The organism is Pseudomonas sp. GZD-222 (assembly GCF_049310525.1).
In the GTDB taxonomy this organism is placed as follows: domain Bacteria; phylum Pseudomonadota; class Gammaproteobacteria; order Pseudomonadales; family Pseudomonadaceae; genus Aquipseudomonas.
The window spans coordinates 1-26041 of the sequence record NZ_JBMOWO010000148.1 but is presented as its reverse complement, the minus strand read 5'-3'; the positions used below and the strand labels follow the sequence as shown (position 1 = coordinate 26041).

Genomic DNA, 26041 nt, shown 5'->3' with positions numbered 1-26041 from the left:
GAACCTCGCCACAAAAAAGAGAAAAGAAAAAAAACTCCCGCACCCCCCCCCCCCCCCCCGCTCCCACCGAGTCCCCCCAGAGGGACTGTCACTTATCCACAAACCCCTTGAGCATCTCGATCGGAAGCGGAAAGACAATGGTCGACGACTTGTCCCCGGCAATCGTGCCCAAAGTCTGCATATACCTCAGTTGCATGGCCCCCGACTGGCGCCCGAGCATTTCTGCGGCCTGCATCAGTTTCTCCGAGGCCTGCAACTCGCCTTCGGCATGAATCACCTTGGCCCGCCGTTCGCGCTCGGCTTCAGCCTGACGGGCAATGGCGCGGATCATCGACTCGTTGAGATCAACATGCTTGATTTCGACATTGGCCACCTTGATGCCCCAGGCGTCGGTCTGCGCGTCCAGCACCTGGCGGATATCCAGGTTCAAACGCTCGCGTTCGGCCAGCAACTCGTCCAACTCATGTTTGCCCAGCACCGCACGCAAAGTGGTTTGCGCCAGCTGGCTGGTGGCCATGAGAAAGTCTTCGACCTGGATGATCGCTTTCTGCGGGTCGAGCACACGGAAATACAGCACCGCATTGACCTTTACCGAGACGTTGTCACGAGTGATCACATCCTGCGGCGGCACATCGAGGACCACTGTACGCAGGTCGACCCGGACCATCTGCTGGACGCCGGGAATCAGCAACACCAGGCCAGGCCCCTTGACCCGCCAGAAGCGTCCGAGCTGGAACACGACACCGCGTTCGTACTCACGCAGAATGCGAAACGCCGATAGAAGCAGCACGGCAACAAATGCCAGCAGCGCGCCAATACCCAGTTCGAAAAACATGTTCAGTCTCCTTGCGCCACAGCGTCTGCCGCCGCGCTGACGTCCAGTAGTACGCCCTTGCGTGAGATCACCCGGACGTTTTGCCCCACCTGCAGCGGCGTCTGGCTCTGCGCCTGCCACTGTTCACCTTGCACCTGCACCGAGCCGATGTACGGATCGCTGTCGTTGACCGCCATGACTGTGGCCAGGCTGCCGACCAGCCCGGCATCGCCACTGACCAGCACACGCTTGCGCGCTCTCAAGGCCATGCCCAGCACACCGCCGAGCAGCAATGCCGAGAACAGCGCGAGGAACAGGATCAGCGGCAGCGGAATGCCGAAACCGGGGACATCGGTGTCCATCAGGATCACCGCGCCCACTACGAACGCGACGATGCCGCCAAAGCCGACCACGCCGAAGCTGGGCATGAACGCCTCGGCAATCATGAAGGCCATGCCAAGCAGAATCAGCGCCGCCCCGGCGTAGCTCACCGGCAATAACTGCAGGGCATACAGCGCCAGCAACAGGCAGATACCGCCGATTACCCCGCCGACCCCGGAGCCTGGGCTCATGAACTCGAACATCAGGCCGTAGACGCCAATCATGATCAGGATCAGCGCGACGCTGGGGTTGGTGATCACTGCCAGCAAGCGTGTACGCCAGTCTGGCTGGCGTTCTGTCACTGGCGCGGCGGCGGTCTGCAATTGCACGGTTTTCCCCGCAGCTTCGAGGGACTTACCGTCGAGTTGGCGGAGTAAATCAGGGAGATCATTGGCGACCTGATCGATCACCTTCAGGCGCAGGGCCTCACTGGCCGGCAGGCTGACGGACTCACGCACGGCCTGTTCGGCCCAGTCGGCATTGCGCCCACGCAATTGCGCCAGACTGCGGATATAAGCCGCGGCGTCGTTAACCTGTTTGCGGGTCAAGGTGTCCTGTTCGCTCGGTGCGGGTTGCTTGTCGCCGGTCGGAGCTGCCGGCGGTGCGCCAGGGTCTTTCGGGGTGCCCGGCAGGCCGCCGATCTGCACCGGGGTGGCGGCACCGAGGTTGGTGCCCGGGGCCATGGCAGCGACGTGACTGGCGTAGAGAATGTAAGTACCGGCACTGGCCGCCCGGGCGCCACCGGGAGCGACGTAACTGGCCACCGGCACGGGGCTGGCGAGAATCGCCTTGATGATCTCGCGCATCGAGCTGTCGAGCCCGCCCGGCGTGTCGAGGCGGATCACCACCAGCTGGGCCTGGTCGGTTTCGGCCTGGTGCAGACCACGAATCAGATAATCGGCACTGGCTGGACCGATGGCGTCGTTAATACTCAGCACCAGCACCGATTGGCCGGGCGCCGCCTGGCCACCAGGCAGCGTGCCGAGCAAGAGCAGCAAGAGCAGATGCCGACACCAGCGAGCGATCACCTGAATTCACCCGGTTTGTGCGTGTCCAATAAGTTTAGTCGGCTGCCCGTAGCAGCACGGCCTAAACTTCAGAAGTGGGGGAGCTATCTGCGGAGGTGCATCATGCGTATGGCAAAAACCCTGCAGCAGTGCCTGGACAAGGCCGGCTGCGACTATGACATCGTTCCTCACGCGCACTCAGCCACCAGCCTTGAGTCGGCGCGCATGGCTGGAGTGCCAGCCGAACGGGTGGCCAAGTCGGTCATGCTCGACGACCGCCATGGCAACTACCTGATGGCCGTACTGCCGGCCAATCGTCATCTCGATATGAGCAAGGTACAGGCTACCGGTCAGTGGCACATGACCTCTGAAAGCAATCTGCCTCACCTGTTCGGCGACTGTGAACGTGGCGCTATCCCGGCCATGGGCGATGCCTACTCGATCAAGATGCTGGTCGACCCGACACTCACCCGCCAGGGTGATATCTATGTCGAGGCCGGCGATCACGACCACCTGATCCACATGAACATGACGCAGTACCTGAAACTGGTGCCGAACGCCGAAGTGCGTGAGGTGTGCTGATGACCAACCCACTGCCAGGCTGGCGTCGTGGACGACCGGTCTGGCCCTGAGGAGTGACTTATGGAAGCAACCAACCACAAGTTTTCTGAACTGTTCAAACAGCTGGGACTACCCGACGACCCTGTCGGTATCGAGCAGTTCATCACCAGTCATTCGCCGCTCAAGGATGATGTAAGGCTGGTTGACGCGTCATTCTGGACGCCAGCGCAACGCAGGTTTCTCGAAGACAGCATCAACGAAGATAGCGATTGGGCAGTCATGTTCGACCAACTCAACGAGGCTCTGCACAACCGAAAAAATAAACGCTGAGCGGCACCAGTACCGGCGATTTACGTTGCTATGCTCAGAAAAAAACAACAGGGGATAGCGCAATGAAAGATCCCTATGCCGTCGGCTTCTGGTGCTCCGTGACCGCCTTGGGCTTGCTGACCGTCGGCTATTTCTATGGCATCAAACAGACCCATCAACTGCACCAGGCCCTGGTGTTCCTCTATGCCGCCGGTGGGGTGATCGGGGCGCTGGCGTTGACGGCGCTGGCCTGGATTGCCTGGCAGCAGTTGCGGGTCAGCAAACGCCAGTTGGCCCAGGGCCGCACACTGGTGGCTATCTGGAACACCAAGGTTGCCTTGCGCCGGGTTGAAACCGTGTTCGACCGTTACTTCTGGGGTAGCTACTGGCAGCCGGGGCGGACCTTTCAGGAAGTCATGGGCGAACTTGAAGGCACCCCCCTGGAGCAGAGCCTGGAAGCCCTGAAGCGCCAATGTCGGGAACTGGACAAGGAAACCCACGACCTGCGTCGTCACTGGCTGGACAACGCCCGTGAACTCTCCACTGTGGCCACCGCCATGGCCCGCGAGCGCTATCAACTGGATCTGTGCGACTCACAGCAAAGCAGTGGCCGGGGGGCAGCGGTGCTCAACCGCGATCTGGAAGTGCTGGTGTATACCTGGTCGGCACGCTTGCGCAGCTTCGACCACCAGCTCGATGAGCTGGAGACCGAATACCGCTGAGCGACGTCGCGGCGAGTCAATCGCCGCGAATGTACTGTTCCAGTTGCTGGATCATGTTGGCCTGTTCGGCGATGGCTTCTTTAACCAGGTCACCGATCGACAACAGGCCCAGCAGCTCGCCGTTCTCCACCACTGGCAGGTGACGCAGGTGGCTGTCGGTCATCATGTTCATGCAGTAGTCGATGTTCTGGTGCGGACCCACCGTAATCACCGGTGCACTCATGATCGCGCTGACCGGGGTGCCCACCGACGAGCGGCCCTTGAGCACCATCTTGCGCGCATAGTCGCGCTCACTGACGATCCCCACCACCTGACCACCCTCGACCACCGGCAAGGCACCGACGTTCATATCGGCCATCAACTTCAGTGCATCGAGCACCATCTGATCCGGCGCGATGGTGTGCACCTGGTGATGTTTCTCGGCTTTGGTTTTCAGGAGCTGTGCCACGGTTTTCATAGACGCCTCTGCAATGCTGGGAGTGGATGACGGCAGATACCTACAGAATCGTGTACAGATGGCCGCAGGGCAAGGGAGAAAGCGGCATCGAGTCGATTGAAAAACGTCATGGCCTGGCCCAAACGACAAAGCGGCCAAGGATGGCCGCTTTGTTAAAACCTGATCAATGCGTGATCAAGCAATACCCTTCGGGTTCGGGCCGAAGCGGTTGGCACCTGGCGTGCTGTCCTGGCACAGGAACACCAGGTTGACGAATGGCAGCAGCAACCACCAGCCGCTGCGATCGGTATCGTGCATACGGCGAACGCCAACGGCGATGCCCGGGACCAACACGGCGAGAGAATACAGGTTAGAGATCAAACCGTTGGTACCGGCCAGGCCCTCGGCGATGCCGAGACCTACGGCAACCAGGAAGTTGATCAGCACGAACATCCAGTATTCTTTGCGGCGCGCACGGCCAGCGAACACGGCGTATTTTTTCAGTACGGCGAAATACCAGTTACCCGTGGCTTCAGGAGCAACGGCAGCTGTCGTAGTTGCGGCAGCCGGTGCAACGCCTTGCGGTGCTCCACACTGCGGGCAGGCCATGGCGCTCTGATGGATTTCCTTGGCGCAGCCACGGCAAAAAACCATACTCATTCGTTATCCCTTACGTTAATTGACTGAAAGTCCGATATACACAAACAGCGAAATACCCGACATGACAACACCGGCGATGCCCATGTTGCTGCCAGGTTTTTGCTGCAGGATGCTGATGCTGCCCAGGACCAGGCTGACCATTGCAAACAGGCTAAGTCCGAGCAACGTATCGCTGTCCCATTCGGCGCTATCGAATAGGGAAAGCGTGCAGAGAATTCCGAGCGTCAAGGAGACGATGCCCATCCAGGGGGAGGGCGGATTGGCCGGCTGAACAGGGGCCTGAAGATGCTGGAGCGCACCGCATTGTGGGCAGGAAGGCGCCGTTACATGTATCTGCTTGGCGCAACCGCGGCAAAACACCATTGCCATGTCAAATCCTTTTGATCGTTCCTGATGCGCGTGTGCGGCAGAAGTCAGCGGGATAGTTTACCAAGTATTTCATGGGTGGCAAAACAATGGCGCGTTGAGGGTTAGCGGTTGTGCATAGGCGTCGGCGTTTTCGGCGCCGACGCTTTCTTCTATAGAACAGTCCTACCGTTGCTGCGTAGGCGCAACCATGGGTCGATCTTCTATGCCGTCAAGCAGCGCATCAACCAGGCCCTTGGCCATTTCCACCGAATGCAGGGTCGACCAGAGAAAGTTCTTGCTGGCCGGATCGATGTTGTTGAAGGCTTTGTAGCCGGTGTCGTAGGCACAGCTTAGATATAAAGAGGCGTGCACCAGCGCGTCGTGGGCGGCGATACCGGAACAGACGGCGAACAGCGGAGAGTGGCCGGCGTCGCAATTGCCGAAGACGGTGTGGGTGGTGGTGATAGATGGGTCTAGTGGTGGATCGGGGACGATCTTCTTCATATGGGTGCTCCAGTTGGAGCTGACACCGTGATCCGTTACCACACGAATGGGTGGCAGCTGTACGCGGGGTGGTAAACCGGGGGAACACCCAGACCCGGCAGGCTAAAAGCCTCCCGCGTACAGCCACCATAGGCTGTATGGGATGATCCATAAATCCGGGTTACCACACCCGATCACCAAGTGTTCGGTGACGGATAGGAGCCTAGAGGTACGAGTTCCCAGGGACAAGCAGACGGGTATCGACAGACTCGGTAGGGTATTTCCTAGGACGTTACATCAGCCAGCATTTTCGAGGGGCTCGAAACAAAATCTGACACTGTGGAATACCAAGACAAACAAAAAAGGCCCAGGTTTTCACCTGAGCCTTTCGCTGTTGCCACGCCGATCAAAGCCCGTTAGGCAAGAACCGGGTAGCGCCGCTGACATCATCGATCTTCTTGATGCGGAAGGCCTTGATGCAGGTTTCGTTACGGGTGTTGGTGTCCGGGCAGTACTGTTTGACGAAAGCGCCAAAGTCCATGTCCTGACCATCAACACTGAGTACGCGCTTGAAGTACTCGCCCTGGATGCCCTGAGCCTGACGCGAGGCGGTCATGTCCTGATCAACCACCAGACGGCCATGCAGGTCGACGGTGGGAAACTTGGCTTCTTCCTTGAAGCAACCGCTCAGCAGCAGGCCAGCCGCTGCCAGCATAATCATACGTAGCATGATGTTGTCTCTGCAGAGGGCGGCCCCGGCGCATGCGCCGAGGCTGACCCGGGGATGGTTACTCGAACAGCTTGCTGGAGCGATTGACCTCGGCCTTGCCGGCATCTTCCAGCAAGGATTTGGTGCCCGAGGTGACGTTCCGCGAAGCGTCGGCATTGGACTGGATCACGTCGGTGCGGGCGGCGCTGTCGCGCAGCTCGGCATCGATGTAGTCGTTGGCCCGTGCAACCTTGGCTTTTTTCGCTTGCAGTGCCAGACGACGCTCTTCCAGCTCCAGGGCGCGCAGCTCGTCCTCGAAACCTTCTTCACGGGTCTGCACGCGCTTGTGCTCGGCTGCCTGTACTTTCTGGCGTTCGGCGGCAGCTTGCGAAGCGGCACGTTGCGCGGCAGCACGCTGCTGGCGAGCCGCGGCTTCGCGGGATTCAGCGCGCTGCTGGGCAGCCGCAGCCTGACGCAGGCGCTCGGTTTCCAGGTCGGCTTCTTTCTGTTTGGTTTGCTGTTCGATCTGGTAAAGCTGATCGAACTGGCCAGCCGTAGCGGTCATCGCAGACAGTGCGAGGGCGGTGCCCAGAACAATATGCTTCATGGCCGGTTGCCTCAGCTCTTTTTAGGTTCTGGGCAGGTAGCATTCGGCTGAATGCGCGTCTCGTTGCTCATGGTCATGACCATCAGGGAGATGCCACCGACTTCGAAGTTGCAAGGACGACCCACCTGAGCGGAGGTGTAGATCTTGCCGCTTTCGGAGTAACCGATCAGCACGCCTGGAACCAAAGTGGTGTCGTTGACCATGGAGCCAGCGAGGGCACCTGCACCACCACCGGCAACACCGCCGACAATCGCGGTGTCAGTGTTTTTGCCAGCACCCAGTGCTGCGCCACCCAGTGCACCGAGAACACCGCCAACCATCATTGCGGCATTTTTGTTCTTCTCGTTGCTGACTTTGATCTTGGTCGGCGAGACGGTGAGGATCTTCACGGTCTTGGCTTCTTGCTGAGTGTTCACCTGGCTGGCGTCAAACACATCGGATTCATACTGCTCGCCAGTCGCCTGGCAGCCTACGAGAGAAGCGACAACGGTCAAAGCCAGACAGTGTTTCAGCATTTTCATTCCTAAATTCCCTGGAGGGTGTGGGTAACCTTGCGCCGCAATCCATTTGGGTGGGCATATTGCCATCATTCTAAACGGATTGTTCAAACGAGGTAAAGCCAACAGGACTTACAGGGGATCTGGATAGAGCGCAGAGTAATAAAGGAAAGCATTCGCTTGGCTGGAACAGCTGGCGAAAGGGGATCTGAAAAAGCGCGAGTGGCGAAAACGCCGGGTCTTTGCAAGCAAAGGGAGAGGAAGGTGGCGCACTCGGCGGGATTCGAACCCACGACCCCTGCCTTCGGAGGGCAGTACTCTATCCAGCTGAGCTACGAGTGCAACGCGGGCGCCATGATACCCATCTAGACTGGCGGCGTCCATCGCCACAAATGGCTGTGTTCGATTTTGCACACGCAGGGGCCTATAAGTGACGTTGATCTGAAAAAGGTAGCCACACAGCGCTTTTTGTTCTTTTTTTCGAACACCCTATTGTCCTTTTTCCTCGTTGCTCCTAGGATTCGTTTGAGATTTCAAACGCTCTCCTTTTTCTACAATCAATAATTCGCGCCGTGTCTGTACGGTGCCGTTAAGGAAGCCGACATGCAGCTTAAAGACGCCCAGTTGTTCCGCCAGCAAGCCTTCATCGATGGCGTGTGGTTGGACGCGGACAACGGTCAGACCATCAAGGTCAACAACCCGGCCACCGGCGAGATCATCGGCACTGTGCCGAAGATGGGCGCGGCCGAAACCCGTCGCGCCATCGAGGCCGCCGACAAGGCGCTGCCAGCCTGGCGCGCACTGACCGCCAAAGAGCGTGCTGGCAAGCTGCGTCGTTGGTTCGAATTGATGATCGAGCACCAGGACGACCTGGCCCGCCTGATGACCACCGAGCAGGGCAAGCCATTGGCCGAAGCCAAGGGCGAGATCGTCTACGCCGCTTCCTTTATCGAGTGGTTCGCTGAAGAAGCCAAGCGCGTCTACGGCGACACCATTCCTGGCCACCAGCCAGACAAGCGCCTGATCGTGATCAAGCAGCCAATCGGTGTGACCGCCGCGATCACCCCGTGGAACTTCCCGGCCGCGATGATCACCCGTAAAGCCGGCCCGGCCCTGGCCGCTGGCTGCACCATGGTCCTCAAGCCTGCTTCGCAAACGCCGTACTCCGCTCTGGCCCTGGTCGAACTGGCCGAGCGTGCCGGCATTCCGAAAGGCGTGCTCAGCGTAGTCACCGGCAGCGCCGGCGACATCGGTAGCGAGCTGACCGGCAACCCGATCGTGCGCAAGCTGTCCTTCACCGGCTCGACCGAAATCGGTCGCCAGCTGATGGCCGAGTGCGCCAAGGACATCAAGAAGGTTTCCCTGGAGCTGGGCGGTAACGCACCGTTCATCGTGTTCGACGACGCTGACCTGGATAAGGCCGTCGAAGGCGCGATCATCTCCAAGTACCGTAACAACGGCCAGACCTGCGTCTGCGCCAACCGTATCTACGTTCAGGATGGCGTCTACGATGCCTTCGCCGAGAAGCTCAAGGCCGCTGTGGCCAAGCTGAAGATCGGTAACGGCCTGGAAGACGGCACCACCACTGGCCCGTTGATCGACGAGAAAGCGGTAGCCAAGGTCCAGGAGCACATTGCCGACGCTATCGGCAAAGGCGCCCAGGTGCTGACCGGCGGCAAGATCATCGAAGGCAACTTCTTCGAGCCGACCGTACTGATCAACGTGCCGAAGAACGCTGCCGTGGCCAAGGAAGAAACCTTCGGTCCGCTGGCTCCGCTGTTCCGTTTCAAGGACGAGGCTGAAGTCATTGCCATGTCCAACGATACCGAGTTCGGTCTGGCCTCGTACTTCTATGCCCGTGACATGAGCCGTGTGTTCCGTGTTGCCGAAGCGCTGGAGTACGGCATGGTCGGTATCAACACCGGTCTGATCTCCAACGAAGTCGCGCCGTTCGGCGGTATCAAGGCCTCGGGCCTGGGCCGCGAAGGTTCCAAGTACGGCATCGAGGACTACCTGGAAATCAAATACCTATGCATCAGCGTCTGATCGCAGCGTAAGGCTTTACCTCTGCCAGCGGGGCGCGAGAGCGACGTCTCGCTGGCCTTTTTACACCGTACACCCAGTGGCCTGGGCCCCTGCAGCAGTCGATCAACGCATGCTGCCTGCAGTTGAATACCGGCCACTCTGACTTGAATCGCGCCACCCTTGTGTGTGGCGAATTGAGGACATTATGAGCAACAAGACCAACGAATCTTTGATGCAACGTCGTATCGCCGCTGTTCCACGCGGTGTTGGCCAGATCCACCCGATCTTCGCCGAGTCGGCAAAAAACGCCACCGTTACTGACGTCGAAGGCCGCGAGTTCATCGACTTCGCCGGCGGTATCGCGGTACTGAACACCGGTCACGTGCACCCGAAGATCATCGCTGCCGTTGAAGCCCAACTGCACAAGCTGACCCACACCTGCTTCCAGGTACTGGCCTACGAGCCTTACGTCGAGCTGTGCGAAAAGATCAACGCCAAGGTTCCAGGCGACTTCGCCAAGAAAACCCTGCTGGTTACCACCGGTTCCGAAGCCGTTGAGAACGCCATCAAGATCGCCCGTGCCGCCACTGGCCGTGCCGGCGTGATCGCCTTCACCGGCGCTTACCACGGTCGTACCATGATGACCCTGGGCCTGACCGGTAAAGTCGTACCGTACTCGGCTGGCATGGGCCTGATGCCAGGCGGCATCTTCCGTGCGCTGTACCCGAACGAACTGCACGGTGTCAGCGTTGACGATTCGATCGCTTCGATCGAACGCATCTTCAAGAACGACGCCGAAGCACGCGACATCGCTGCCATCATCCTCGAGCCAGTTCAGGGCGAAGGTGGTTTCTACGTTGCGCCTAAAGAATTCATGAAGCGCCTGCGCGACCTGTGCGACCAGCACGGCATCCTGCTGATCGCTGACGAAGTGCAGACTGGCGCTGGCCGTACCGGCACCTTCTTTGCCATGGAGCAAATGGGTGTTGCCCCGGACCTGACCACTTTCGCTAAATCCATTGCTGGTGGCTTCCCACTGGCCGGTGTCTGCGGCAAGGCCGAGTACATGGACGCTATCGCTCCAGGCGGCCTGGGCGGCACTTACGCCGGTAGCCCGATCGCTTGCGCCGCGGCCCTGGCCGTGATGGAAGTGTTCGAAGAAGAAAAACTGCTGGAGCGTAGCCAGGCTGTTGGCGAGCGTCTGGTCGCTGGCCTGCGCAAGATCCAGGACAAGCACCCGATCATCGGTGACGTGCGTGCCCTGGGCTCGATGATCGCTGTTGAAGTCTTCGACAAAGCCGGTTCCCACACCCCTAACGCTGCTGCCGTGGCGTCGGTTGTGGCCAAGGCGCGCGACAAGGGTCTGATCCTGCTGTCGTGCGGCACCTACGGCAACGTCCTGCGTATCCTGGTTCCGCTGACCTCGCCTGATGAGCAACTGGACCAAGGTCTGGCAATCATCGAAGAGTGCTTCGCTGAACTGGCGTAAACTGTGACGCAGTAGAAGAAAACCCGCTTCGGCGGGTTTTTTTTCGGCCAAAGGAAGGTAACAAGGCTAAGGTTGGCATCCAGGAGACACCTTGGAAGGTGCGCGCTGTTGCGTGTCGTAAATTGTCGGAGATCGAGTATGAGCAGTACCAGCCCACCCACGGCACCTTGTGTGTTGATTGCCGAGGGCGACCCTTGGGTGCGGGAGATGCTCAGCCAGATGTTGCTCAGTGTGCGTTGCGATGCGCGCGTGCAGGTCTGTGCCGATGGCTCGCAGGCGTTGGCGGCGCTGTCGTGCCAACCTGACCTGATCATTGCCGCGCGCGAACTGCCTGGCGGTGATGGCCTCGACTTGCTGCGCAACGTGCGCGCCAAGGGTCGTCAGCCGGCGTTGCCGTTCATCCTCATGAGCAACCGCAGCGACAGCGCCAGCGTGCGCGAGGCGCTGCCGTTTGCGCCTACGGCTTACCTGAGCAAGCCGTTGAACATGGATTCCTTGCGTCATCGCCTGGAGGAGCTGTTGCTCAAGGTGGGTGAGGAAATCGCCTGCCCGGTGCCGCCGCTGCAACCGGGCATGACCTTGTCGCGTTTTCTCGAAGGGCGCCGGGCCACGGCCGATGGCGGGCCGTTGCTGGCCGATGTGCAGCAGGCGATCAAGCGCAGCCTGAATCCGCAGGGGCTGAACCTGAAAACCCTGGAAGAAGAGATTCGCAACGACCCGCAGGTTACCGCCGTGCTGATTGCCGCGGCCAATAGCGCGGCGCTGCACCGCGACGGTGCCGTGCAAACGCTGATGCAGGCGCTGAACAAGCTCGGTACCACGCAGAGCATGAACCTGATCCTGGGGCTGACACTCAAGCGCAGCGCCAAGCTCAGCGACCCGTTGTTGTCGCAACGGGCCCAGCACTTCTGGGAGCTGTCCTTGCACGCGGCCGAGTATTCCAGGGTGCTGGCGCGGATGCTCGAGCTGGACCAGGAGCGCTGCTACTGCGCCGGTTTGCTGCACTGCCTGGGAGATCTGGCGTTGCTGCGCTGTCTGCAGGAATGGCGCTTGTCTGGCGGCGAGCTGGATGAGGACGGTATCGAGTTGTCGCTCAATGAATTCGGCGCGGCTTTCGGGTCGGCGTTGCGCACCCGCTGGCGCTTGCCGCTGGAGCTGCGTGAGCTGATTGCGGCGATCTACCAGCTGGGTGGCGGGGTGTATTCGCGTGAAGCGCTGGTGATGAACCTGGCCGGGCAACTGGCGCGCCTGCCTGCTGATCAGGGACTGGAGGCGTTGGCTGAGAGCCGGACGGCGCGGCTGCTCAAGGTGGGGATGGCGGAGTTGAGCAGGCTGCGTAAGGTTTGAGCTGGCATCGCGGGGAAAGCCCGCTCCCACCGGGGGCCGCTGTGAGAGCGGGCTTGCCCCGCGATCAGCCGATCACAATCTGATTCTTGCCCTGGCGCTTGGCCTGGTACATCGCCGCATCCGCTCGGGCAAACAGGCTGTCCAGCGCCTCATCCGCCGCGCTGATACCGGTCAGCCCCTGGCTCACCGTCACCCCGAATGTCTGGTCTTCATGGCAAAACTCCAGACGCTGAATTTCCCGCTGCAGGCGCTCGGCAATCTGCTGGGCGATCTGCGGCGTACAGCCAGGGAATACCGCCGCAAACTCCTCACCGCCAATCCGTCCGAACAGATCGCCACGGCGCAGCACGGCTTTGCCCAGGTCGGCGATGCGCTGCAGCACGTAGTCGCCTTGCTGGTGACCGTAGGTATCGTTGATCAGTTTGAAGTCATCGATGTCCAGCAGTAAAAAGGCAAACGGCGTTTGCTCCAGGCGCGCGCTTTCGAAGGCCTGTTGGGCGCAGTCGAAGAAGTGCCGACGGTTGCTGCTCTGGGTCAACCCATCCGTGGTGGCCATACGCTGCAGCTCGCCTTCGAGCAGTTTTTTTTCGGTGATGTCTTCAGCCATGCCAACGATGATCAAGCGATGGTCGTTATCGCTCTGCTGGTTGATGAAGCACTTGTCGCTGAGCCAGCGCACGCGCCCCTCGGCGTCGATGATGCGGTACTCGCGATCTTCCACCGCGCCTTTGACCAGGACCTCGGCCAGGCTGCGTTCGGCGTAGTCCAGGTCGTCGGGGTAGATGCTGTCGCGCCATTGGTTGAAGTCGGCCAGCAGCAGTTCCGCCGGGCGGCCAAAGATGCGCTCGTAGGCGGGGCTGACATAGAGCACCTGACGCGATTTCCAGTCGAATGCCCAGAGCACGGCATTGACGCTATCGAGCAGCGAGCTGAACAGCTGTTCACGCTCGCTCAGGCGCGCTACTTCGCCTTGGGCATGCATAAGCGCCAGAAGGGTCTGGGCGGCTGCAGGGGGCTCACTGTGGGGTGGGGACAACGGTTTCTTAGTGACCATTTGCGCGGAACTTCTCACACAGAGGCGGGCGGCCATGACCCGGCCCGCCACGCGGGCGTTATGCCTGTCAGAGTGAGAATAGGCGGTGAAGTTCCGGACAGCGCGCCCGGCGAAGGGCGCGCCGATCAACGGCGTCAGCTCAGAGCCGGACGCAGCGAGTAGGTTTTCAGCTGAGCGGCGAAATCGCGCAGGGACTGGATACCGCTGGCTTCGGCCTCGTGTACCCAGTCTTTCATGGCGGCCAGCATGTCGTGTCCGTTGGAGCTGGTACGCAGCCAGATTTGCTGCAGGGCCAGGCGCTTCTCATAGATGGTCTTGAGTGCCTGGCTGTGTTCGAGCATGGTCTGGATGCGCAGGTGATGGCGGTCTTCCAGCAGGCTGGTCTCGCGCGACAACAGGCGCTTGGCGCGGCGGAACTGATGGCGTACCGAGTCATCGACCCGTGCCAGTTCCTGTTTGACCAGCGGCGCGATCACCAGCTTGCGGTACTGGGCCATGATCTGGAAGCGGTTGTTGAGGATCGCCATGGCGGTGTCCATGTCCAGCTGGCCCTTGCCTTCGACCCGATGGGCAATCGGCGCGACGCGCTGCACCTTGGCCAGGCGCAGGAAGCAGAACAGCTTGATCCACGCCCAGCCCATGTCGAACTCCCAGCGCTTGACCGACAGCTTGGCCGAGTTGGGGTAGGTGTGGTGGTTGTTGTGCAGCTCTTCGCCGCCGACGATGATGCCCCAGGGCACGAGGTTGGTGGCAGCGTCGCGGCATTCGAAGTTGCGATAGCCCACGGCGTGGCCAAGGCCATTGATGACGCCGGCGGCCCAGAATGGAATCCACATCATCTGCACGGCCCAGATGGTGATGCCGATGGTGCCGAACAGCAGCAGGTCGATCACCGCCATCAGGGCAATGCCGCCCATTTTGTAGCGCGAGTAGAGGTTGCGCTCGATCCAGTCTTCTGGGCAGTTCTTGCCGTAGATCCGCAGGGTTTCCGGGTTTTGCGCCTCTTCGCGGTACAACTCGGCACCTTTGCGCAGGACGGTGGACAGCCCCAGGATTACCGGGCTGTGCGGATCGTCGACGGTCTCGCATTTGGCGTGGTGCTTGCGGTGGATGGCCGTCCACTCGCGGGTGTTCTGCGCCGTGGTCAACCACAGCCAGAAACGGAAAAAGTGCTTGAGCCCGGCGTTCAGTTCCAGCGAGCGGTGGGCTGAATAGCGGTGCAGGTAAACGGTGACACTGACGATGGTCACATGGGTCATGACCAGCGTAACTGCCAGCAGTTGCCAGGCCGACAAGTTGAGCAAACCTTGGTACCACATAGGCGATAGGGCCCTCTAGAACATAAGGAACAGCGGGAAGCATTATCGCTGCACGGGCGAATAAAACCAGTCGGCCTTTTAGATAGGAGGTCACGGGATGTTTCTACCCTATAATCCTCGGATATTTTCTGTGGGCTTGTCAGGACCTTATGTCTGCTTCCATTCGAGACGCCATGCGCATGGCTGCGCTCTATCTGGTGTTGTCTGTGCTGTGGCTGGCACTGTCTGATCAATTATTGAGCAGTCTTTTCGATAATCCGCAGCAACTGGCGCGTTGGCAACTGCTCAGTGCCCACGTGTGGGTGCTGTGCAGCGCGCTGCTGATTTTCTCTTCCCGGGCCCGCTTGCTCAATTTCATTGGCGTAGGCGCGCGCCTGCGCCGTGAGGACCGCGAGCGCTTGCGCATGGCTGCGGCAGTGTTCGACAGCACCCTGGAAGGCGTGCTGGTCACCGACCATGACGGCGTGATCGTGCATGTGAACCGGGCGTTCATGCGTATCACCGGCTACGAAAAGGATGAAGTCATCGGCCAACGGCCGAGCAAGTTCAAGTCTGGACGCCATGGCCCCGAGTTTTACCAGCAGATCTACGCCACCCTGGCGGAAAAGGGCGAGTGGAGCGGTGAGATCTGGAACCGGCGCAAAAGCGGCGAGGTGTACCCGCAGTGGCAGACCATCTGCTCGATCCGCGATGACAGCGGCGAGCTGAGTCACTACGTGGCGGTGTTCAGTGATATCAGCGCGATCAAGCACTCCGAGCGTGAACTGGCTTACCTGGCCCATCATGATCCGCTCACCGATCTGCCCAATCGCATGCTGTTCAATGACCGTGCCGAGCAGGCCCTGGCTGCCGCTCAAGCCAACAAGCGCGGATGTGCCCTGCTGTTGCTGGACCTCGACCATTTCCAGAGCATCAACGACGGGCTTGGGCACAATGTTGGTGACCAACTGCTGAAAATGGTCGGTGAGCGACTCAAGGTGTTGCTCGGCAGTGGCGTCACCTTGGCGCGTCTGGGTGGTGACGAGTTCGCCGTGCTGACCGAACAAACTCCACAAGTCGGCCAGGCCGCAGCGCTGGCGCAGAACATTATCGATGTGATGAAGCAACCCTTCGAACTCGATAATCAGCGGCTTTTTGTCAGCGCCAGTATTGGTATCAGCCTGTTCCCCAGTGATGCCCTGAGCGCCGAGCAACTGTTGCGCAACGCCGACTCGGCGTTGTTCAAGGCCAAGAGCAATGGCCGCGCCGGTTATGCCCTGTACACCGAAGAGCTGACCGCCCATGCCCAGCAGCGCGTCGAAACCGCTGGCGAGCTGCGCCGGGCGTTGGAGCAGGAAGAGCTGCGGGTTTACTACCAACCGGTTCACGACCTGAGCAGCGGCGCCATGATCGGCGTCGAGGCCCTAGTGCGCTGGCAGCACCCCCAACGCGGATTGGTGCCGCCGGGTGAGTTCATCCCCATTGCCGAACGTACCGGATTGATTGCCGATATCGACGCCTGGGTGTTGCGTCAGGCCTGTTCGCAGATGGTGCAGTGGCAGGCCAGCGGGCGGCCGTTGGCATTTGTGGCGGTGAATATTTCCAGTCGCCTGTTTGGCCACCGCGACCTCTACCAGCAGGTTGCCAAGGTGCTGCATGAAACCGGCCTGGCCCCGGCCATGCTGGAACTGGAAGTCACCGAAAGCGCGGTGATGGAAGACCACGAAGTTGCGCTGGAACAGCTCCATCGCCTGCGTGAACTGGGGCTGCGCCTGGCTATAGATGACTTCGGCACCGGGTACTCGTCGCTGTTGCGTCTAAAGCGCCTGCCGGTGCAGAAACTCAAGATCGACCAGGGCTTTGTCGCAGGCTTGCCGTGCGATGAAGACGATGCGGCGATTGTCCGGGTGATCATCGCCCTGGCCAAAAGCATGGGCATGCAGGTACTTGCCGAAGGTATCGAGCAGGCCGAGCAAGCGCAGTTTTTGCTCGAGCATGAGTGCCAGCTGGTGCGGGGGTACTATTTTGGCCGGCCGGTTCCGGTGCAGCAATTGCGCTGGGCCTGAGAGCCTGATCGCGGGGCAAGCCCGCTCCCACAGCCCACTGTGGGAGCGGGCTTGCCCCGCGATTATTTTGGTTATATAAAAATTCTTAAATAGTATTTTTAAGAATATTCAGCGCCCCCTAAGATTGCCCTCAAGCCAGGCGCAGTCGCTCCCCTTCGCGTAACTGCACGGCACCCCTTATTCACAGGAGCACGAGCATGAGCGCATCTCTGCGTAGCGTTGACGGTCAGGACGAAGCCACCATTCTGCGCGAAATCCAGAGCGCCCTGCGCGACCTGCGGTTTGGTGCGGTGGAAATCACCGTGCACAACGCCCAGGTCGTCCAGATCGAACGCAAGGAAAAGTTCCGTCTGCAGAACCCCGCCCACAAGCCGAGCTGATTGCCTGTGGGAGCGGGCATGCCCCGCGATGAACACGCCACCTAATTAGAAAAATAGCCAATCGGGAGCTTCACCATGTCCATCCGCCGTTATGCCCTGGCTGCACTCGCCAGCGCCGTGTTTGCCGGTTCCGCCATCGCCAAGGACTACGAGCTGTTGAACGTATCCTACGATCCGACCCGCGAGCTGTACCAGCAGTACAACGCCGAGTTCATCAAGCACTGGCAGCAGGCGCACCCGGACGACAAAGTGAAGATCCAGCAGTCTCATGGTGGTTCGGGCAAGCAGGCCCGGGCAGTTATCGACGGCCTGCGCGCCGACGTGGTGACCCTGGCCCTGGCCGGCGACATCGACGAAGTCGCCAAGCTCGGCAAGACCCTGCCCGACACTTGGCAGACCCGTCTGCCGGACGCCAGCACCCCGTACACCTCGACCATCGTGTTCCTGGTGCGCAAGGGCAACCCTAAAGGCATCAAGGACTGGGGCGATCTGATCAAGAAGGACGTCTCGGTGATTACCCCGAACCCGAAAACCTCCGGTGGTGCGCGCTGGAACTTCCTCGCCGCCTGGGCCTACGGCCTGAAAGCCGGTGGCAGCGAAGCCAAGGCCCAGGAGTACGTGAAGGAGCTGTTCAAGCACGTACCGGTGCTGGATACCGGCGCCCGTGGCTCGACCATCACCTTCGTCAACAACGGTCAGGGTGACGTGTTGCTGGCCTGGGAAAACGAAGCCTTCCTGGCCCTCAAGGAAGACGGTGGCAACGACAAGTTCGAAATCGTCGTGCCGTCGCTGTCGATCCTCGCCGAGCCGCCAGTGGCGGTGGTCGACAAGAATGCCGAGAAGAAAGGCAACGAAGCGATCGCCAAGGCCTACCTGGAATACCTGTACAGCCCGGCCGGGCAGAAGATTGCCGCCGATAACTTCTACCGCCCACGAGACGCGAAAGTTGCCGCCGATTACGCCAAGCAGTTCCCGAAACTGGACCTGGTGACTATCGACAAAGACTTCGGCGGCTGGAAAACTGCCCAACCCAAGTTCTTCAACGATGGTGGTGTGTTCGACCAGATCTACACGGCGCAGTAATTGCGGGCCGTCAGGATAATCGCCGTTCAGTAGCCAGCATGGGCCCGGGATTTGTCCCGGGCTTCGTGCGTTCAACCAGGGACCTTTATGTCACGTCGTATCTCCCCCGTCATACCCGGCTTCGGGCTGACGCTGGGCTACACCTTGGTGTACCTCAGTCTGATTGTGCTCATACCGCTGGCGGCCATGTTCGTGCATGCCGCTCAGCTCACCTGGGAGCAGTTCTGGGCCATCATCAGTGCGCCGCGCGTCATCGCCGCACTCAAGTTGAGCTTCGGGACTGCCCTCTGCGCCGCCATCATCAACGGCATTATCGGCACCTTGCTGGCCTGGGTGCTGGTGCGTTACACCTTCCCGGGGCGCAAGATCATCGAGGCGATGATCGACCTGCCGTTCGCCCTGCCCACCGCCGTCGCCGGTATCGCCCTGACGGCGCTGTATGCGCCAGCGGGCCTGGTTGGCCAGTTCGCGACCGACCTGGGTTTCAAGATTGCCTACACGCCGTTGGGCATCACCCTGGCGCTGACCTTCGTGACCTTGCCGTTCGTGGTGCGTACCGTACAACCGGTGTTGGCCGACATCCCCCGCGAAGTCGAAGAAGCCGCAGCCTGCCTGGGCGCCAAGCCCCTGCAGGTGTTCCGCTATGTGCTGGTACCGGCGCTGCTGCCGGCCTGGTTGACCGGCTTTGCCCTGGCGTTTGCCCGTGGTGTCGGTGAGTACGGTTCGGTGATTTTCATCGCCGGCAACATGCCGATGAAAACCGAGATCCTGCCGCTGCTGATCATGGTCAAGCTCGACCAGTATGACTACACCGGCGCCACTGCCATCGGCGTGTTGATGCTGGTGGTTTCCTTCGTCCTGTTGCTGCTGATCAACTTGCTGCAGCGGCGCATCGAAACCCCTTGAAGGAGGCCACGTCCATGTCTGCATCTACCCTTGGCGCGGCCGCTTCGGCCAACGCCGCACGCCGCGGCAGCTCCACCTCACGGCGGATCCTGATCAGTCTCGGCTGGTTGATTTTCGCCCTGTTCCTGTTGCTGCCACTGGTTATCGTGGTGTCTCAAGGCCTGAAAATGGGCCTGGGAACATTCTTTGAAGCGATCTTCGAGCCTGACGCCTTGTCGGCCCTGAAGCTGACCTTGATTGCCGTGGCCATTTCGGTGCCGCTGAACCTGGTGTTTGGCGTCAGCGCCGCCTGGTGCGTGAGCAAGTACAACTTCCGCGGCAAGAGCATCCTGGTGACGCTGATCGACCTGCCGTTCTCGGTTTCGCCGGTGATCGCCGGTCTGGTCTATGTCCTGATGTTTGGCGCCCAGGGCCTGTTCGGGCCGTGGTTGCAGGATCACGACATCCAGATCGTCTTCGCCTTGCCGGGCATAGTCCTGGCGACCATCTTCGTCACCGTGCCTTTCGTGGCCCGTGAACTGATCCCGCTGATGCAGGAGCAGGGCACCCAGGAAGAAGAGGCCGCGCGCCTGCTGGGGGCTAACGGTTGGCAGATGTTCTGGCATGTCACCCTGCCCAACATCAAATGGGGCCTGATTTACGGCGTGGTGCTGTGTACCGCGCGGGCGATGGGTGAGTTCGGTGCGGTGTCGGTGGTCTCCGGGCACATTCGCGGGGTGACCAACACCTTGCCGCTGCATGTCGAGATCCTCTACAACGAATACAACCACGTCGCAGCCTTCAGCGTGGCCAGCCTGTTGCTGATCCTGGCGCTCTTCATCCTGCTGCTCAAGCAGTGGAGCGAGAACCGTATTAACCGCCTGCGCCATAGCGCAGCGGAGGAATAATTCATGTCGATCGAAGTTCGTAACGTCAGCAAGCGCTTCAACGCTTTCCAGGCTCTGGACAGCATCAACCTGGATATCCACAGCGGTGAGCTGGTGGCGCTGCTCGGTCCGTCCGGCTGCGGCAAAACTACCCTGCTGCGGATTATTGCCGGGCTGGAAACTCCCGACCAGGGCAATATCGTTTTCCACGGTGAGGATGTGTCCGGGCACGACGTGCGTGATCGCAACGTCGGTTTCGTGTTCCAGCACTATGCCCTGTTCCGTCATATGAGCGTGTTCGACAACGTTGCCTTCGGCCTGCGCATGAAGCCCAAGGGCGAGCGGCCGAGCGAAAGCAAGATTGCCGAGAAGGTCCATGAGCTGCTGAACATGGTCCAGCTCGACTGGCTCAGCGACCGTTATCCGGAGCAGCTGTCCGGTGGCCAGCGCCAGCGTATTGCCCTGGCCCGCGCCCTGGCGGTGGAGCCCAAGGTGCTGCTGCTCGACGAGCCTTTCGGCGCCCTCGATGCCAAGGTGCGTAAAGAACTGCGCCGCTGGCTGGCGCGCCTGCACGAAGACATCAACCTGACCTCGGTGTTCGTGACCCACGACCAGGAAGAAGCGATGGAAGTCGCCGACCGCATCGTGGTCATGAACAAGGGCGTGATCGAGCAGATCGGCTCACCGGGCGAGGTGTACGAGAACCCGGCCAGTGATTTCGTTTACCACTTCCTCGGTGACTCCAACCGCCTGCACCTGAGCGAAGGTCACCACGTGCTGTTCCGCCCGCATGAAGTGTCGCTGTCGCGCCACGAGGTCGAGGGGCACCATGCAGCCGAAGTGCGGGACATTCGTCCGCTGGGCGCGACCACCCGGGTGACCTTGAAGGTCGAAGGGCAGAGCGAGCTGATCGAAGCTGAAGTGGTCAAGGATCATGACAGCCTGACCGGCCTGGCCCGTGGCGAAACCCTGTTCTTCAAACCCAAGGTCTGGCAGAAAGTCGCCAACATCTGAGTCTGCCTAAATCGCGGGGCAAACCCGCTCCCACAGGGTCAGTTCAACTCCCTGTGGGAGCAGGCTTGCCCCGCGATTGCATTTCCCCTCTCCCCACCCTGCATATGCATTTTTCTCATAAAAAGTATCGGGCAAAGGCATTTGCCCTAGCTCGGGCGCACTCCTTATAAAGGCTATCTCTTATTCGATAAATATATTTCAACTAATAAATATATAGCCATCAGGAATATAAGTTCCTGGCCAGGAGCCCGCCCATGAGCCCGACCCTTCGCCTTGCCCCCCTTTCTTCACGGCGGCTCCAACGCCTGCCCCTGGCCCTGTTGCTGGCCGGTAGCGCGCACTGCTTGCCGGCGCACGCCGATGAGCCGCAACAGGCTGCGGTAAAGGCCAGCGACAGCCAGCTCAAGACCGTCACCGTCACTGCTCGCCGCCGCGAGGAAAGCGCCCAGGACGTGCCTACCCCGATGAGCGTGCTCGATGGCCAGGCCCTGGAAAGCCAGCGCATCTACCGCATCCAGGATCTGCAGCAACTGGTGCCGAGCGTCAACGTTGCCTATATGCACGCCCGCCAGTCCAGCGTGTCGATCCGCGGCCTGGGCAACAACCCCGCCAGCGATGGTCTGGAAGGCAGCGTTGGCTTGTATCTGGACAACGTTTACCTCGGCCGTCCGGGCATGGCGGTATTCGATCTGATGGACATCGAGCAACTGGAGGTGCTGCGCGGCCCACAAGGCACCTTGTTCGGCAAGAACACCACCGCCGGGGTGATCAACATCAGCACGCGGGCGCCGAGCTTTACCCCGGAGCGCAGCATCGAAACCTCGGTGGGCGAGGATGGCTACTTCCAGACCAAGGGCACCTTGTCCGGACCTCTGAGCGAAACCCTGGCCGGGCGTATTTCGGCTTACCGTACCCGCAGCGACGGCGACATCAAGAACGAGTACGACGGTCACACCCTCAATGGTGGTTCGCGCCAGGGCTTTCGCGGCCAGTTGCTGTACAAGCCCAGCGAGCAGTTCAACCTGCGCTGGATCGGTGATTACAACGAAGAGGATTCCAGCGCCGGTACCCGTCTGCTGTACAGCACCGGGCCGACCATCAACGGCGTCAACCGCTATGAAGCCCGGGCCAGGGCCGCAGGCGCCACGCTGATCGATGGCAGCAAGCGCAAGGTCAACCTGGACAGCGACCAGCAAGTGACCGTGTTCCAGGGTGGCACCTCGCTGGAAGCCAACTGGACCCTGGATAACGATTTCACCCTGACTTCGGTCAGCTCTTACCGCTGGTGGGACTTCACCCCGCGCAACGATGAGGGCCTGAATGTGCCCGCCGCGTACAACTCCGGGGTTTCGGTACGCGACAAGCAGTACTCGCAGGAATTTCGCCTGGCGTCGCCCACCGGTGGCTTCTTCGACTATGTCGTGGGCGCCTACTACTTCGGCTCCGACCTGGATAACAAATCCTTCGTTTACTACGGACCCCAGGCGGATATCTGGAACGGCACCCCGGCGGGCGCCCTGGCCAATGTCACTACCCTTGGCAAGGGCCATATCAGTACCGACAGCTTTGCCCTGTTCGGCCAAGGCACCTGGCACCTGACCGAGCGCCTGGATTTTACGGCCGGTATTCGTGGCACCTATGAAGAGAAAAGCGCCTGGGTCGATCGTGCCGCCCCGGTCGGCGGAGCAGCTGTCACTGGTGCGGCCGCTGCGGTCCGGCAGGGAAGGGTGGGGGCCTATGACTCGGGCGATCTCAATCAGTACACCTTCAGCCCGTCAGGCCTGCTGAACCTGAGTTATCGCTTTACCGACGATCTGTTGGGGTACGCCACCTTGTCTCATGGCGAGAAGTCCGGCGGGGTCAACCTGACGGTGGCGACCGCGCCAGTGGCGGGTGCCGACTCGCTGTTGATCGGCACCGAGCGCGCCAACAACGCCGAGCTGGGCCTCAAGAGCACCCTCTGGGATCGCCGCCTGCAACTCAATGCCAACCTGTTCTGGACCGAGGTGCATGGCTACCAGACCAACGCCTACGACGAAGCCAACCGCGTGCAGTACCTGACCAACGCCGGCTCCGTGCGCTCCCGTGGGGTGGAGGTGGAAAGCACCCTGGTGCCGATTCGTGGCCTGACCTTGAACCTCAACGGCTCGTACAACGATGTTCGCTACCTCTCCTACAAGGATGCCCCGTGCGCCCCTGAAGTCGCCCTGCAGCCAGGAGCGCCCGCAGCCTGCGATCTGACCGGTCACCAGGTGGTCGGCGCCTCGAAGTGGATCGGTAACGCCAACGGCCAGTACCAGTGGGACCTGGACAACGGCCTGCAGCCTTACGTCACCGCCAGCTACGCATTCCGCTCCAAGGCGGTGGGTACGGTCGAGGACTCCGACTTTGCGCAGATCCCCAGCTACGCCGTGGTCAACTTTTCCACCGGCTTGCGCGGCGACCTGGGCCAGGGTCAGTGGGATGTCTCGCTGTGGCTGAAAAATGCCTTCGACAAGACCTACTACACCACCCTCTGGAGCGCTGCCAACGGTGGCTATGAAGGCCTGGCAGGTACGCCAAGAACCCTGGGTTTGACCGGTCGCTACGACTTTTGAGGCGGTTTTTCCATGCCTGCACTGAATACTTTTCATGCGTGGCAGGCATAGGCAAATCAGCAATTGGCCCGAGGCCTTGAACGGCGGGGTGTGGGGCCAAGTGCCGAGTTTCTATATGCGTTTTAAGTCTATTCATAACCTTAAAGATTACTTTAAGAAATAAGCAGTGCGCAGTGATGATCCACACAACGAAGGCAAATGAGCTGCCTTCGATGAAACGCACCGCGATCCCAGGAGTTGATCAATGGGTAATGTCCAGACCGCCGCCACCGCGCTTGATGTGCTTTGGCGCCAGACGCCGAGCGGCGAGCTGGTCGACCTCGGTCGGCCACACCGTATACCCCTGGGGTATCAGCGCCTGCAGCGCACCCCGAAAAGCGCCTTGGGCCGCCGGGAAAAAATCGTCCTGGGGATCTTCGCCCTGGCCCTGCATGGCGCCGTAGCGTACTGGATCAGCCAGGCACCGACGCCGGTGCTACCGGTAGTACCGCCGGAAATCCCGCCGATGACCATCGAGTTCTCGCAGCCTGCGCCGCCAGTGGTCCAGCCCCCGCCGCCGGCACCACCACCGGTCGTGGTTGAGCCACCGCCTCCGGTAGTCGATGAGCTGGCAGCCAAGCCGGCACCGAAACCGGTGCCCAAACCCAAGCCAAAGCCAGTGCCCAAGCCCGAACCCAAGCCGGCACCCAAGGCGGTCGAGCAACCGCCCGCGCCTCCTAAACCCGTTGCTGCGCCAAAACCGCCGGCGCCAGCACCGGTGACGCCCGCTTCGGCCAGCGCCGGGTACCTGAAGAACCCCGCGCCAGAGTATCCGGCACTGGCCCACAGGCGTGGTTGGGAAGGCACTGTGTTGCTGCGGGTGCAGGTGCTGGCCAGCGGCAAGCCAGGGGAGATTCAGTTGCAGAAAAGCAGCGGTCGCCAACAGCTCGACGATGCCGCCCTGGCGGCGGTCAAGCGCTGGAGTTTCGTTCCGTCCAAGCAGGGTGACGTGGCCCTGGATGGCTGGGTCAGCGTCCCCATCGAATTCAAGATCCACTAATTCGCGCTAATAGAGAGAGTATTGATCATGACGTTATTGGCATCCCCCCTCGAATCCATCGAAAGCGCGGTGATTTGGCTGCTGGTGGGCTTCTCTGTCATTACCTGGGGCCTGGCCCTGGTCAAAGGCGTGCAGTTCGTGCGGCTGAAAAACCAGGACAAGCGCTTTCACAAACACTTCTGGGCCGCCTCTAGTCTGGATGCCGCGGCAGAGCTGAGCGAAAGCCAGCCCGGCGCCGCCGCCCGTGTGGCTCAGGCCGGTTATGCCGCGATTGCCGTCGGCGAGCCCGGTCAGGCCAGCGACCTGAGCCAGGCCATCAACCATCAGGACCGCCTGGAGCGCGCCCTGCGTCAGCAGATCGTGCGTGAACGACGCTCGCTGGAAACCGGTCTGGCAGTGGTCGCCAGTATCGGCAGTACCTCGCCGTTCATCGGTCTGTTCGGTACCGTCTGGGGCATCATGGAAGCGCTCAAGGGCATCAGTGCTGCCGGTTCCGCCAGCCTGGAAACCGTGGCCGGCCCGATTGGTGCGGCACTGGTCGCCACCGGGGTGGGGATCGCCGTCGCGGTACCGGCGGTGCTGGTTTACAACTACTTCCTGCGTCGCCTGAAGCTGACCGCTGCCGACCTCGATGACTTTGCCCACGACTTCTACAGCCTGGCGCAGAAGAGTGCCTTCCGCGTCCTGGTGCACCCGACTGCCTACAAAGCGGCCGGCGGCACGCAGCAAAAAGTGAAGGAGGCTTCCTGATATGGCCTTCTCGACCCAGGACAGTGACGAAGTACTCAGCGAGATCAACGTAACCCCGCTGGTGGACGTAATGCTGGTGCTGCTGGTGGTGTTCATCGTCACCGCGCCACTGCTGACCAACGCCATCCCGATCAACCTGCCCAAGACCGAGGCCGTGGCCCCGGTGGAGCAGAAAGACCCGTTGGTGGTGAGCATCGATGGCGCTGGCAAGTTGTTCATCAACAAGGATGAGATCCAGCCTGACTTGCTGGAAACCAGCCTGCAGACCGCCAAGGCCAAGGACCCGGAAGTGCGCGTGCAACTGCAGGCGGACGACGGCGTGAATTATGGGGAAGTGGCACGTGCCATGGCCTCGATCGAACGTGCGGGGATTACCAAGCTGTCGGTGATCACCGCCCGCTGAGCAACACACCTCAGGCAAGTCTTCAGGGGCCATTCCTAGGCAGGGGGTGGTCCCTTTTTTTATTGTAGGAGCAACTGTCTGTCACCTGGTTAACTGTAGGAGCTGGCGATAGCCGGCGATGGGGCGCGTAGCGCCCCTGGCCCGGCTATCCCGGGCATCGCTAGCAACCACGGATTCAACCGCCTTCAAG

Annotated in this window: 27 protein-coding genes and 1 tRNA gene; 16 read left to right on the top strand and 12 right to left on the bottom strand. The window is 60.8% G+C overall.

The window, feature by feature from the left end:
* Positions 1 to 88: 88 nt before the first annotated feature.
* Together ACO6VD_RS26825 and ACO6VD_RS26820 are read right to left on the bottom strand one after the other, a co-directional pair.
* Positions 89 to 835, bottom strand: coding sequence for a slipin family protein (locus tag ACO6VD_RS26825; RefSeq protein ID WP_422422852.1), 747 nt, complete (start codon positions 833 to 835; stop codon positions 89 to 91).
* 2 nt (positions 836 to 837) lie between these two features.
* On the bottom strand, positions 838 to 2223 hold the full coding sequence (locus tag ACO6VD_RS26820; RefSeq protein WP_422422851.1) for an NfeD family protein: 1386 nt from the start codon (positions 2221 to 2223) through the stop codon (positions 838 to 840).
* A 102-nt stretch (positions 2224 to 2325) separates the two neighbouring features.
* Here ACO6VD_RS26820 and ACO6VD_RS26815 point away from each other — a divergent pair, with 102 nt between their 5' ends.
* The 3 genes from ACO6VD_RS26815 to ACO6VD_RS26805 all read left to right on the top strand — a co-directional run bounded on the left by ACO6VD_RS26815 (position 2326) and on the right by ACO6VD_RS26805 (position 3794).
* Complete coding sequence (locus tag ACO6VD_RS26815) at positions 2326 to 2784, top strand: aminoacyl-tRNA deacylase (protein ID WP_422422850.1); 459 nt, start codon at positions 2326 to 2328, stop codon at positions 2782 to 2784.
* Positions 2785 to 2844: 60 nt separating this feature from the next.
* A complete protein-coding gene (locus tag ACO6VD_RS26810; protein ID WP_400173080.1) occupies positions 2845 to 3093 on the top strand; it encodes a DUF2789 domain-containing protein in 249 nt (82 codons plus the stop codon).
* 62 nt (positions 3094 to 3155) lie between these two features.
* On the top strand, positions 3156 to 3794 hold the full coding sequence (locus ACO6VD_RS26805) for an NADH:ubiquinone oxidoreductase subunit N (RefSeq protein WP_422422849.1): 639 nt from the start codon (positions 3156 to 3158) through the stop codon (positions 3792 to 3794).
* 16 nt (positions 3795 to 3810) lie between these two features.
* On the opposite strand, the gene ACO6VD_RS26800 is transcribed toward ACO6VD_RS26805, so the two are convergent.
* The 8 genes from ACO6VD_RS26800 to ACO6VD_RS26765 all read right to left on the bottom strand — a co-directional run bounded on the left by ACO6VD_RS26800 (position 3811) and on the right by ACO6VD_RS26765 (position 7876).
* The gene (locus ACO6VD_RS26800; protein WP_422422848.1) at positions 3811 to 4251 is read right to left on the bottom strand and encodes a CBS domain-containing protein; all 441 of its coding nucleotides are present in this window, start codon (positions 4249 to 4251) and stop codon (positions 3811 to 3813) included.
* Between the two features lie 174 nt (positions 4252 to 4425).
* The gene (locus tag ACO6VD_RS26795) at positions 4426 to 4884 is read right to left on the bottom strand and encodes a DUF805 domain-containing protein (RefSeq protein ID WP_422422853.1); all 459 of its coding nucleotides are present in this window, start codon (positions 4882 to 4884) and stop codon (positions 4426 to 4428) included.
* Positions 4885 to 4905: 21 nt separating this feature from the next.
* Entirely contained in the window at positions 4906 to 5259 is a 354-nt protein-coding gene (locus ACO6VD_RS26790; RefSeq protein ID WP_422422847.1) for a DUF4190 domain-containing protein, read from the bottom strand.
* Between the two features lie 162 nt (positions 5260 to 5421).
* Positions 5422 to 5742 (bottom strand): DUF3077 domain-containing protein, encoded by a 321-nt coding sequence (locus tag ACO6VD_RS26785; protein ID WP_422422846.1) that lies wholly within the window; start codon positions 5740 to 5742, stop codon positions 5422 to 5424.
* A 385-nt stretch (positions 5743 to 6127) separates the two neighbouring features.
* Positions 6128 to 6451 carry a hypothetical protein gene (locus ACO6VD_RS26780; RefSeq protein WP_400173076.1) on the bottom strand — a complete coding sequence of 108 codons (324 nt, stop codon included), beginning with the start codon at positions 6449 to 6451 and terminating at the stop codon, positions 6128 to 6130.
* Between the two features lie 58 nt (positions 6452 to 6509).
* Positions 6510 to 7037, bottom strand: a complete 528-nt coding sequence (locus ACO6VD_RS26775; RefSeq protein ID WP_422422845.1) for a DUF5384 family protein — start codon at positions 7035 to 7037, stop codon at positions 6510 to 6512.
* 11 nt (positions 7038 to 7048) lie between these two features.
* Positions 7049 to 7558, bottom strand: a complete 510-nt coding sequence (locus ACO6VD_RS26770) for a hypothetical protein (RefSeq protein ID WP_045181170.1) — start codon at positions 7556 to 7558, stop codon at positions 7049 to 7051.
* A 241-nt stretch (positions 7559 to 7799) separates the two neighbouring features.
* Positions 7800 to 7876, bottom strand: a tRNA-Arg gene (locus ACO6VD_RS26765).
* Between the two features lie 261 nt (positions 7877 to 8137).
* On the opposite strand from ACO6VD_RS26765, the gene gabD reads away from it, so the two are divergent.
* The 3 genes from gabD (at position 8138) to ACO6VD_RS26750 (ending at position 12395) form a co-directional block, all read left to right on the top strand.
* Positions 8138 to 9580 (top strand): NADP-dependent succinate-semialdehyde dehydrogenase, encoded by a 1443-nt coding sequence (gabD, locus tag ACO6VD_RS26760; protein ID WP_422422844.1) that lies wholly within the window; start codon positions 8138 to 8140, stop codon positions 9578 to 9580.
* A gap of 184 nt (positions 9581 to 9764) precedes the next feature.
* Positions 9765 to 11048, top strand: coding sequence for a 4-aminobutyrate--2-oxoglutarate transaminase (gabT, locus tag ACO6VD_RS26755; RefSeq protein WP_400173072.1), 1284 nt, complete (start codon positions 9765 to 9767; stop codon positions 11046 to 11048).
* 138 nt (positions 11049 to 11186) lie between these two features.
* On the top strand, positions 11187 to 12395 hold the full coding sequence (locus ACO6VD_RS26750; RefSeq protein WP_422422843.1) for an HDOD domain-containing protein: 1209 nt from the start codon (positions 11187 to 11189) through the stop codon (positions 12393 to 12395).
* Between the two features lie 64 nt (positions 12396 to 12459).
* On the opposite strand, the gene ACO6VD_RS26745 is transcribed toward ACO6VD_RS26750, so the two are convergent.
* Positions 12460 to 13449 (bottom strand): GGDEF domain-containing protein, encoded by a 990-nt coding sequence (locus ACO6VD_RS26745; protein ID WP_422422842.1) that lies wholly within the window; start codon positions 13447 to 13449, stop codon positions 12460 to 12462.
* Between the two features lie 134 nt (positions 13450 to 13583).
* The gene (gene desA, locus ACO6VD_RS26740) at positions 13584 to 14768 is read right to left on the bottom strand and encodes a delta-9 fatty acid desaturase DesA (protein ID WP_400173068.1); all 1185 of its coding nucleotides are present in this window, start codon (positions 14766 to 14768) and stop codon (positions 13584 to 13586) included.
* A gap of 149 nt (positions 14769 to 14917) precedes the next feature.
* Here desA and dibA point away from each other — a divergent pair, with 149 nt between their 5' ends.
* The 10 genes from dibA (at position 14918) to ACO6VD_RS26690 (ending at position 25851) form a co-directional block, all read left to right on the top strand.
* Complete coding sequence (dibA, locus tag ACO6VD_RS26735; protein WP_422422841.1) at positions 14918 to 16813, top strand: phosphodiesterase DibA; 1896 nt, start codon at positions 14918 to 14920, stop codon at positions 16811 to 16813.
* A 197-nt stretch (positions 16814 to 17010) separates the two neighbouring features.
* Complete coding sequence (gene oscA / locus ACO6VD_RS26730; RefSeq protein WP_092275127.1) at positions 17011 to 17193, top strand: sulfur starvation response protein OscA; 183 nt, start codon at positions 17011 to 17013, stop codon at positions 17191 to 17193.
* Positions 17194 to 17268: 75 nt separating this feature from the next.
* The gene (locus tag ACO6VD_RS26725) at positions 17269 to 18276 is read left to right on the top strand and encodes a sulfate ABC transporter substrate-binding protein (protein WP_422422840.1); all 1008 of its coding nucleotides are present in this window, start codon (positions 17269 to 17271) and stop codon (positions 18274 to 18276) included.
* A gap of 87 nt (positions 18277 to 18363) precedes the next feature.
* Positions 18364 to 19182, top strand: a complete 819-nt coding sequence (gene cysT / locus ACO6VD_RS26720) for a sulfate ABC transporter permease subunit CysT (RefSeq protein ID WP_422422839.1) — start codon at positions 18364 to 18366, stop codon at positions 19180 to 19182.
* 14 nt (positions 19183 to 19196) lie between these two features.
* Positions 19197 to 20069 carry a sulfate ABC transporter permease subunit CysW gene (gene cysW, locus ACO6VD_RS26715; RefSeq protein WP_400174164.1) on the top strand — a complete coding sequence of 291 codons (873 nt, stop codon included), beginning with the start codon at positions 19197 to 19199 and terminating at the stop codon, positions 20067 to 20069.
* Positions 20070 to 20072: 3 nt separating this feature from the next.
* A complete protein-coding gene (locus tag ACO6VD_RS26710; RefSeq protein WP_400174165.1) occupies positions 20073 to 21062 on the top strand; it encodes a sulfate/molybdate ABC transporter ATP-binding protein in 990 nt (329 codons plus the stop codon).
* Positions 21063 to 21316: 254 nt separating this feature from the next.
* Positions 21317 to 23659 (top strand): TonB-dependent receptor, encoded by a 2343-nt coding sequence (locus ACO6VD_RS26705; RefSeq protein WP_422422838.1) that lies wholly within the window; start codon positions 21317 to 21319, stop codon positions 23657 to 23659.
* A gap of 244 nt (positions 23660 to 23903) precedes the next feature.
* A complete protein-coding gene (locus tag ACO6VD_RS26700; RefSeq protein ID WP_422422837.1) occupies positions 23904 to 24698 on the top strand; it encodes an energy transducer TonB in 795 nt (264 codons plus the stop codon).
* Between the two features lie 27 nt (positions 24699 to 24725).
* Entirely contained in the window at positions 24726 to 25448 is a 723-nt protein-coding gene (locus tag ACO6VD_RS26695) for a MotA/TolQ/ExbB proton channel family protein (RefSeq protein ID WP_422422836.1), read from the top strand.
* Position 25449: 1 nt separating this feature from the next.
* Entirely contained in the window at positions 25450 to 25851 is a 402-nt protein-coding gene (locus ACO6VD_RS26690) for an ExbD/TolR family protein (protein ID WP_400174169.1), read from the top strand.
* Positions 25852 to 26041 lie beyond the last annotated feature (190 nt).

Coding starts and splice junctions, on each gene's coding strand:
- ACO6VD_RS26825 (WP_422422852.1), bottom strand. CDS start 835: ATGTTTTTCGAACTGGGTATTGGCGCGCTGCTGGCATTTGTTGCCGTG.
- ACO6VD_RS26815 (WP_422422850.1), top strand. CDS start 2,326: ATGCGTATGGCAAAAACCCTGCAGCAGTGCCTGGACAAGGCCGGCTGC.
- ACO6VD_RS26810 (WP_400173080.1), top strand. CDS start 2,845: ATGGAAGCAACCAACCACAAGTTTTCTGAACTGTTCAAACAGCTGGGA.
- ACO6VD_RS26805 (WP_422422849.1), top strand. CDS start 3,156: ATGAAAGATCCCTATGCCGTCGGCTTCTGGTGCTCCGTGACCGCCTTG.
- ACO6VD_RS26800 (WP_422422848.1), bottom strand. CDS start 4,251: ATGAAAACCGTGGCACAGCTCCTGAAAACCAAAGCCGAGAAACATCAC.
- ACO6VD_RS26795 (WP_422422853.1), bottom strand. CDS start 4,884: ATGGTTTTTTGCCGTGGCTGCGCCAAGGAAATCCATCAGAGCGCCATG.
- ACO6VD_RS26790 (WP_422422847.1), bottom strand. CDS start 5,259: ATGGCAATGGTGTTTTGCCGCGGTTGCGCCAAGCAGATACATGTAACG.
- ACO6VD_RS26785 (WP_422422846.1), bottom strand. CDS start 5,742: ATGAAGAAGATCGTCCCCGATCCACCACTAGACCCATCTATCACCACC.
- ACO6VD_RS26780 (WP_400173076.1), bottom strand. CDS start 6,451: ATGCTACGTATGATTATGCTGGCAGCGGCTGGCCTGCTGCTGAGCGGT.
- ACO6VD_RS26775 (WP_422422845.1), bottom strand. CDS start 7,037: ATGAAGCATATTGTTCTGGGCACCGCCCTCGCACTGTCTGCGATGACC.
- ACO6VD_RS26770 (WP_045181170.1), bottom strand. CDS start 7,558: ATGAAAATGCTGAAACACTGTCTGGCTTTGACCGTTGTCGCTTCTCTC.
- gabD (WP_422422844.1), top strand. CDS start 8,138: ATGCAGCTTAAAGACGCCCAGTTGTTCCGCCAGCAAGCCTTCATCGAT.
- gabT (WP_400173072.1), top strand. CDS start 9,765: ATGAGCAACAAGACCAACGAATCTTTGATGCAACGTCGTATCGCCGCT.
- ACO6VD_RS26750 (WP_422422843.1), top strand. CDS start 11,187: ATGAGCAGTACCAGCCCACCCACGGCACCTTGTGTGTTGATTGCCGAG.
- ACO6VD_RS26745 (WP_422422842.1), bottom strand. CDS start 13,449: ATGGTCACTAAGAAACCGTTGTCCCCACCCCACAGTGAGCCCCCTGCA.
- desA (WP_400173068.1), bottom strand. CDS start 14,768: ATGTGGTACCAAGGTTTGCTCAACTTGTCGGCCTGGCAACTGCTGGCA.
- dibA (WP_422422841.1), top strand. CDS start 14,918: ATGTCTGCTTCCATTCGAGACGCCATGCGCATGGCTGCGCTCTATCTG.
- oscA (WP_092275127.1), top strand. CDS start 17,011: ATGAGCGCATCTCTGCGTAGCGTTGACGGTCAGGACGAAGCCACCATT.
- ACO6VD_RS26725 (WP_422422840.1), top strand. CDS start 17,269: ATGTCCATCCGCCGTTATGCCCTGGCTGCACTCGCCAGCGCCGTGTTT.
- cysT (WP_422422839.1), top strand. CDS start 18,364: ATGTCACGTCGTATCTCCCCCGTCATACCCGGCTTCGGGCTGACGCTG.
- cysW (WP_400174164.1), top strand. CDS start 19,197: ATGTCTGCATCTACCCTTGGCGCGGCCGCTTCGGCCAACGCCGCACGC.
- ACO6VD_RS26710 (WP_400174165.1), top strand. CDS start 20,073: ATGTCGATCGAAGTTCGTAACGTCAGCAAGCGCTTCAACGCTTTCCAG.
- ACO6VD_RS26705 (WP_422422838.1), top strand. CDS start 21,317: ATGAGCCCGACCCTTCGCCTTGCCCCCCTTTCTTCACGGCGGCTCCAA.
- ACO6VD_RS26700 (WP_422422837.1), top strand. CDS start 23,904: ATGGGTAATGTCCAGACCGCCGCCACCGCGCTTGATGTGCTTTGGCGC.
- ACO6VD_RS26695 (WP_422422836.1), top strand. CDS start 24,726: ATGACGTTATTGGCATCCCCCCTCGAATCCATCGAAAGCGCGGTGATT.
- ACO6VD_RS26690 (WP_400174169.1), top strand. CDS start 25,450: ATGGCCTTCTCGACCCAGGACAGTGACGAAGTACTCAGCGAGATCAAC.